Consider the following 7,916-nt stretch of genomic DNA (forward strand, 5'->3'; position numbering starts at 1 on the left):
CCGCGGTGTTCTGGCATCCATCGCGAGCGTGCTCGCTCCTACAGGGGACGTGTCGTTCTCCGGGGATGAGGGGGTGCCATCACCCTGCCATGCAATCTGGCATGCACAACCAACTAATTGGCAAACAGGCAAAAGGCCAAAAAAAAAGCGGCCCTTAGTATCTAAAAAGACCGCAACCCTGCGCCCCAAGAACAAGAACGGATGTCATGCCATGCTCAAGTCTCCCTTGCTTCGACTTTCCACGCTCGCGCTGATGATCAGTGCCGGGCAGGCCGGAGCTTATGAACTGTACTCAGACAGCGACACTCACCTGAACGCCACGCTGGAAGCGGTGTTCGGGGTTTTCCATAGCCAGGAAAACTACGCGTTGTCGGGTCGTCTCAACGAAGGTTCGTCATCGTGGCGTGAGGGTTACATCAAGTACGGCCTGGCGTTCGACAAAGGCCTGGCCGGTGTCGGCACCGCTTATGGCGCGGCGAATATGCTCAGTTCCGGGACCTGGGGTGACGGCGATGCGGCAGGGTTCAGCGATGGTTCGGAACGCACCACCAAGTTCGAAGATGCCTACCTCGGTTGGCGTTCCAGCGATCTATTCCCGGTGCTGGGCGCCGATGGCATCGACCTGTCGTTCGGTCGACAAAACATCATGGTCGGTGACGGTTTCATCATTAACGGCGATGCGCTGAACATGGGCAAGGGCCTGGCTGACGGCGAGTTCAACCGTGGCGGCGCCTACTGGCTGGCCGCACGCAAGGCGTTCGACGAGACCGCCGTGCTGCGCATCGGCGGCAAGGAAGGCTGGCGTGGCGACCTGATGTGGCTCAAATCCAACAACCGCGCCCAGGCGATGACCGAAATGTATGTCGGCACCCTGGAGCACGTGTCCGAAGCCGGCACCGTGGGCCTGACCTACGTCGACACCACCGATATCGACGAGCAGTACGCCTCGCCGATCCAGCTCGAACGCGACGGCATGAAGACCTACAGCCTGCGCGCCACCGGCAACGCCGGGGTCAAGGACTTGTTCCTCTCCGGCGAATACGCCAAGCAGGACAAGCCTCACACCTCGACCGAAGACGCCTGGTACCTGGAAGCCGGCTGGACCTTTTCCGACGTGAACTGGGCGCCGTATGTCAGCTATCGCTACAGCCGTTTCTCGGAAAACTACGACACCCTGTTCTACGGTTTCAGCCGTGGTTTCGGTACCTGGTTCCAGGGCGAAGTGGCGGGCAACTATGCCGGCCCGTTCAACAGCAACTCGCGCATCCAGCAACTGAAGTTCACCGTCTCGCCGCTGGAGAACCTGACCGTCGGCGCGATGTACTTCAACTTCGACACCATCGACCGCAACCTGGGCAATACCGACGGTCATGAAACCGATATCTATGCCGAATGGCACGTCAACGATCACCTGAGCATCATGCCGCTGATCGGCCTGTACCAACCGGACAAGAGTGCCGAACAGGGCGGTACGCAACTGGGCAACAACGACAGGAACGTCTACAGCCAAGTGATTTTCGCGTCCACTTTCTAACCTCGAACGAAGCAAGCGCGCCCAACCTGGTTGGGCGTCTTTGTTTCTCTGGAAAAGGGTATTTCCGATGCAGAAAAGATTCCTCACGATCCAGAGCAAGATCGCCCTGCTCGCCGGCCTCTGCCTGTTGCTGGTGGTGGGTCTGCTGATGGGGTTGTCGCTGTACCAGACCCGCCTAAGCAGCCAGCAGGTCGACCAGGCCAGCAGTGAAATGCTGGCCGATGCGGCGAAGGAACACATGCAGGCGCTGGGCAAGGTGCAGGCCATGCAGGTGCAGCGCACCTTCATGCAGACCCATGAATTCGGCCAGGGGTTATCGCGATACCTGCTCTATCTGCGACAACTTCAGCACCAGGGCACATTGACCCGCCCGCAACTTCGCCAGGAGCTCAGTAGCCAGCTTCAACAGGCCCTCAAAGACAAGCCCGACCTGCTCGGGCTTTACGTCATTTTTGAACCTGACGCGCTCGACGGCCAGGACGCCGGTTTCGCCGACAAGGCAGAGCTTGGCAGCAACGAGAAAGGCCGTTTCTCGCTGTACTGGGTGCAAAGCAAACCCGGCGAACTGCAAGCAGTGATCGGCGACGAAGGCCTGCTGGCCAACACCGAGCCGGGGCCGAGCGGCGCGCCGTACAACGCCTTCTACACCTGCGCCCGTGACACCCGTCAGGCCTGCGTGCTGGAGCCCTACTTCGACGAAGCGTCCGGCAGCCGCAAGCTGGTCACCAGCGTCGCCTTCCCTCTGCTGGAAAACGGCAAGGTCATTGCCGTGGTCGGTCTCGACATCAATCTCGCCGCGTTGCAGAACAACAGTGAAGCCAGTGCCCGCCAGTTGTTCGACGGTCACGGGCAGATCAGCATCGTCAGCCCTCGCGGGGTGATCTCGGCCAACAGTCAGGACGTCAGTCGCCTGGGTTCGCCGATGGACAACGCGGACGTGATGGACGCTCTGCGTCAGGGTCAGCCGAAGGTGTTTGTCGATCCGCAGCAGATCAAGGTCCTCGAACCCCTGGCACCGATTGCCGGTGCCGCGCCCTGGGGTGTGCTGGTGGGCGTGCCGCAAGAGGTGTTGCTGGCGCCTGTCACCACACTGCAAAAGGAACTCGATGCTCAGGGCGCGCAAAGCACCGCGCTGGCCCTGCTGCTTGGCGGTGGTTCGGCTCTGCTCGGCCTGCTGCTGATCTGGTACACGGCGCAACGCATCACCCGGCCGTTGCAGGTGCTGACCCGGGTCATGGAGGACATTTCCCTCGGCGAAGGCGACCTGACGCGACGCCTGCAAGTGCAATCGCGGGATGAAATCGGCCAGCTGGCGACGGCGTTCAACCGCTTTGTCGAGCGCATTCACCAGTCGATTCGCGAAGTGTCGTCGGCGGCGCTCGGCGTTAACGAGGGCGCCCGTCGGGTGCTGGAGGCGTCCAATTCCTCGCTGAGCAATTTCGACGATCAATCGAGTCGCACCAACAGCGTGGCGGCGGCGATCAATCAGTTGGGGGCGGCGGCGCAGGAGATCGCGCACAACGCCAGCGACGCGTCGCACCAGGCGTCCAACGCCCGGCAGCAGGCGGAGGACGGGCGTCAAGTCGTGCAGCGCACGATCGAGGTGATGAACGAATTGTCGGGCAAGATCAGCGAGTCCTGCGCCAACATCGAAGTGCTCAACGACAAGACCGTGAACATCGGGCAGATCCTCGAGGTGATCAAGGGCATCTCCCAGCAGACCAACTTGCTGGCGCTCAACGCGGCGATCGAAGCGGCGCGGGCCGGTGAAGCCGGTCGCGGGTTCGCGGTGGTGGCCGATGAAGTGCGTAGCCTGGCCGGACGCACCCAGACCTCGGCGCTGGAGATCCAGCAGATGATCGAGGAACTGCAAGTCGGCGCCCGGGATTCGGTCACCACCATGACCGAGAGTCAGCAGCACAGCGAGGAAAGCGTCAACATCGCCAACCTCGCCGGCACCCGCCTCGGTAGCGTGACCCTGCGCATCGGCGAGATCGACAACGTCAACCAGTCTGTCGCCGCCGCCACCGAGGAACAGACCGCCGTGGTCGAAGCGCTGAACGTCGACATCACCCAGATCAACACCCTCAACCAGCAAGGCGTGGAAAACCTGCAATCGACCTTGCGTGCGTGTACTGAGCTTGAGCAGCAGGCGGCGCGGTTGAATCAGTTGGTGGGGAGTTTTCGGATCTAGAAATGATGTCGCCCGGGCTGCCCCTGTAGGAGCGAGGCTTGCCCGCGAAGAGGCCGGCACATCAAAAATTGATTGTGACTGACACACAGCCTTCGCGGGCAAGCCTCGCTCCTACAGGGGATTTGCGTCGAATAGCCATTCTGTATTCACATCGATCCACTGTGGGAGCGGGCTTGCTCGCGAAGGCGGCGTGTCAGGCAAAATTTGCCTCGACTGACACTCCGCTTTCGCGAGCAAGCCCGCTCCCACAGTCTTGATCTGCTCCCAATCTGGCACCCACAACCAACCACCTGGCACACACGCAAACATGCCCCTCCACACCCCGGGCGTAGTATCGGGGCAGCCCTGGCGAAGGGGCGCAAGGCAACGCTGTAATCCCTCCATTTCTCACTAAAAACAATAAATCGGCTTTCGGGCCGCGGGAGACGTCTGTGCTTAAGAAAAGTGCGTTGGGCTGGCCGAAGATTGCCGGCCTCGGAATCGCGTTGGTGGTGGCCGGGCAGTTTTCCGGCTGGAACTTCGGTCTGGCGGCCGGTGGCTGGATGAACATGCTCATCGCCACCCTGCTGATGGCTCTACTGTGCGGCGGCCTGGCGTTGTGCGTGGCGGAGCTGTCCACCGCCCTGCCCAGCGCCGGCGGCGTATTCGTCTATGCGCAAACCGCGTTCGGGCCGTTCGTGGGTTATCTGGTCGGTGTCGCCTGCGCGCTGGCGTTGACCATCGGCACCGGCGCCGCGGCGACCTTCATCTGCGCCTACACCGAATCCATCTTCGGCATTGGCGGCTGGACGGTGAAGATCGCGCTGTTCGTCGTGATCATCGGCATCCACCTTCGCGGCGTCGGCGAGGCCATGGGCCTGACCTTCATCGCCGGGGTGATCGCGGTCGCCGCCCTGCTGACCTTCGGCCTGGCCATGGCGCCCCATGTCGAGCTGAGCAACCTGCTGGCGCTGCCGGCCAACGTCGCCACCCCGGTCAGCCTCGGCGGCATCTTCGCCTGCGTACCGTTCGCCATCTGGCTGTTCATCACTGTCGAGCAAACGGGCTCGGCGGCGGAAGAAGCGGACAATCCAGGCCGCACCATGCCCCGCGGCATTCTCGCGGCTGTCGGCACCCTGCTGGTCACCGCGTTGGTGGTGCTGGTCTGCGCACCAGGCGCTGGCGGTGTGGAATTGGTGGGCTCGGCGGGCGATCCGCTGTACGCGGCGATGTCCAGCAACAGCGCCTTCGGTGAAAACTCCTGGCTGGCCAAGGTCATCGGCTGCGGCGGCGTGTTCGGCCTGATCGCCACCTTCTTCTCCCTGGTCTACGCCGCCTCCCGGCAATTGTTCGCGATGGCCCGCGACGGCCTGTTCCCGCAGTGGCTGGGCAAGACCGGCAAGCGCGGCACGCCTTACCCGGCGCTGCTGCTGATCGGTGCCATCGGCCTGCCCATGTCCGAGATCGATCCGGCCACCGTGATGCTCGCAGTCGTGCTGCTGCTCAACGTTTGCTACCTGTTCATTTTCGGCGCCTACCTGCGCATCAAGAGCAGTCAGCCCGACCTGCCACGCCCGTTCAGCCTGATCGGCGGCAAGTTGGTGGCCTGGCTGGGTCTGGCCCTGACGCTGGTGGTGATCGCCGCCTGCTTCCAGCTCGATCTCAAGATGCTGATCGCCCTCGGCGCGACCTTCTTGCTGTGCATTTTCAACTTCCTGCTGCGCACTCGCCGCAGCACCGCAATCGAGGTTCCAGACCATGCCTGACACTCTCCTGCAACGCCGCCACCGCGTGCTCGGCAGCGCCTCTCCACTGTTCTACGACAAACCGCTGCATCTTGTGCGTGGCGAAGGCGTCTGGCTGTACGACATCGACGGTCGCCGCTACCTGGACGTCTACAACAACGTGCCCTGCGTCGGTCACTGCAACCCGCGCGTGGTCGAGGCTATGCATCGCCAGGCGAGCACCCTGAACATCCACACCCGCTATCTGGACGAGCAGGTGGTGCGTTACGCCGAGCGCCTGACCGCCACCTTCGCCCAGCCGCTGGACACCGCGATGTTCACCTGCACCGGCACCGAGGCCAATGAACTGGCGCTGCGCCTGGCGCGTTATGCCAGCGGCGGCAGCGGGATCCTCATCAGCGACTACAACTACCACGGTAACTCCGCGTCCCTGGCCGAAGTCACCACCGCCCTGCCCTCGCCCGAACCCTTCGCCGCCCATGCCCGTGCGGTGCCGATTCCGTGCCTGTACCGTGCACCGGCCGGCACCACCGAGGCGCAACTGGCGGATGAATACGCGGCCAACATCGCCGCGGCGATTGCCTCGATGCAGGCCCAGGGCATTCGCCCGGCAGCGTTGTTGATCGACACCCTGTTCGCCAACGAAGGCCTGCCACGGGTGCCGGCCAGTTTCGTCGCCAGGGCCGCGGAGCTGATCCGTGCAGCGGGTGGTTTGTTCATTGCCGATGAAGTGCAGTCCGGTTTCGGTCGTACCGGCGATCACCTGTGGGGCCATCAGGCCCACGGCGTGACCCCGGACATCGTTACTCTGGGCAAACCCATGGGTAACGGCTATCCGCTGGCCGGGTTGATCACCCACAAGGCGCTGGTCGAATCCTTCGGGCGCAACGCGATGTACTTCAACACCTTCGGCGGTTCGCCCGTGGCGGCGGCGGTGGGCATGGCGGTGCTGGACGAAATTGAAGAGAAACAGCTGCTGCTCAATGCGCAGAGCGTCGGCGCCTACGTGCAGCAGCGTTTGCAGGCGCTGGCCGTCAAGCATTCGATCATCGGCGATGTGCGCGGCAAGGGCCTGTTCTTCGCCATGGAACTGGTGCGCGACCACGCCAGCAAGGAACCGGCGGGCCTGGAGGCGCGCAAGGTGGTCAACGACATGCGCGACAACGGCGTGCTGATCAGCAAGATCGGCGCCGGCGACAACATCCTCAAGCTGCGCCCGCCGCTGGTGTTCAACCGCGAGCACGCAGACATCTTCGTCGACACCCTGGACCACGCCCTGAGCGCGATTTGAGGCCCTGCCATGACTGAATTTCACACTTTGAGCCACGACCAGCAGGTGGCTCGCCTGCACGATCTGGCGCGCCACGCCCTGCAGCACTGGGAAGGCGATTTCGCCGACATCGAACTGGTGAAATACCGCGAGAACGCAGTGTTCTCCGCCCGCCGCCACGACGGCCAGCGCGTGGCCCTGCGCATCCACCGCAACGGCTATCACTGCGAAGCGGCGCTGCGCTCGGAACTGCAATGGATGGAGGCGCTGGAAAGCGCCGGGATCACTGTGCCGCAGATCATTCGAGCGCAGGACCAGCGACATTTGATCGAGGTCAGTCACGCGGAGGTTGGCGAGCGGCATGTCGACATGCTTGCGTGGTTGCCGGGGGCGACCGCAGGCACTTCCGAGGCCGGAGTGCAGGCCGATACCGAGATCGATTTTCTGTTTGCCGAAGCCGGTGCGATTGCCGCGCGGATTCATCTGCATTCGGCGGACTGGCAGCAGCCGGACGAGTTTGTCCGGCATGCCTGGGACGAGGAAGGTTTGATCGGCGCCAATCCGTTCTGGGGGCGGTTCTGGGAGCTGGAGCAGTTGAGTGACGAGCAGCGGGATCTGCTGCAAGAGGCCCGGCGTCGGGCGCGTCGGGACTTGCGTCAGTATGGGCGGCACTTGGGCAATTTCGGGATGATCCACGCTGATCTGGTGCCGGAAAACCTGCTGATCGAAGGCCCGCGTTTGCGCTTGATCGACTTCGATGATGCAGGGTTTGGCTGGCATATGTTCGAGTTGGCGACTGCGCTGTACTTCTGCCTGGATGATCCGCGATATGAGCAGATCAAGGCAGCGTTGCTGGCGGGGTATCACGCGGTCAAGCCGTTGAGCGAGGCGGATCGGCAAACGCTGGCGTTGTTCCTGCTGCTGCGCGGCACGACCTACCTGGGCTGGATTCACACTCGCCGGGGGACGCAGACGGCGATTGAAATGGCGCCGATGCTGATCGAGCGCGCCTGCGGGTTGGCTCGGGAATATCTGCAGGCCTGACCCACCGCCATCGCGAGCAGGCTCGCTCCCACAGGGGATTGTTGTCGTATACAGATTTTGTGTTCACAACAAATCTACTGTGGGAGCGAGCCTGCTCGCGAAGAGGCCATCACATTCAACATCACTGTCGCCTGACACACCGCTTTCGCG

The 7,916-nt window shown here is 62.9% G+C and carries 4 protein-coding genes and 2 pseudogenes; all 6 read left to right on the forward strand.

All coding sequences use genetic code 11. The features are described 5' to 3' along the window. Nucleotides 1-211 precede the first annotated feature (211 nt). The 6 genes and pseudogenes from K9857_RS28770 to K9857_RS28790 all read left to right on the forward strand — a co-directional run bounded on the left by K9857_RS28770 (nucleotide 212) and on the right by K9857_RS28790 (nucleotide 7,766). On the forward strand, nucleotides 212-1,534 hold the full coding sequence (locus tag K9857_RS28770) for an alginate export family protein (protein ID WP_224541718.1): 1,323 nt from the start codon (nucleotides 212-214) through the stop codon (nucleotides 1,532-1,534). A 286-nt stretch (nucleotides 1,535-1,820) separates the two neighbouring features. Beyond that, nucleotides 1,821-2,873: pseudogene (locus tag K9857_RS30685) on the forward strand (HAMP domain-containing protein); the annotation flags it as partial. 255 nt (nucleotides 2,874-3,128) lie between these two features. Continuing rightward, nucleotides 3,129-3,728, forward strand: a pseudogene (locus K9857_RS30690) (methyl-accepting chemotaxis protein); the annotation flags it as partial. Between the two features lie 431 nt (nucleotides 3,729-4,159). Beyond that, nucleotides 4,160-5,473: an amino acid permease gene (locus tag K9857_RS28780; protein ID WP_224541723.1), complete on the forward strand. Its 1,314-nt coding sequence runs from the start codon at nucleotides 4,160-4,162 to the stop codon at nucleotides 5,471-5,473. Next, nucleotides 5,466-6,743, forward strand: coding sequence for an aspartate aminotransferase family protein (locus tag K9857_RS28785; protein WP_224541725.1), 1,278 nt, complete (start codon nucleotides 5,466-5,468; stop codon nucleotides 6,741-6,743). Before K9857_RS28780 ends, K9857_RS28785 begins: the two co-directional genes overlap by 8 nt. Before the next feature lie 9 nt (nucleotides 6,744-6,752). Beyond that, nucleotides 6,753-7,766 (forward strand): phosphotransferase enzyme family protein, encoded by a 1,014-nt coding sequence (locus K9857_RS28790; RefSeq protein WP_224541727.1) that lies wholly within the window; start codon nucleotides 6,753-6,755, stop codon nucleotides 7,764-7,766. Nucleotides 7,767-7,916 lie beyond the last annotated feature (150 nt).

The sequence above is a fragment of the Pseudomonas sp. REP124 genome, assembly GCF_020164475.1.
In the GTDB taxonomy this organism is placed as follows: Bacteria; Pseudomonadota; Gammaproteobacteria; order Pseudomonadales; family Pseudomonadaceae; genus Aquipseudomonas.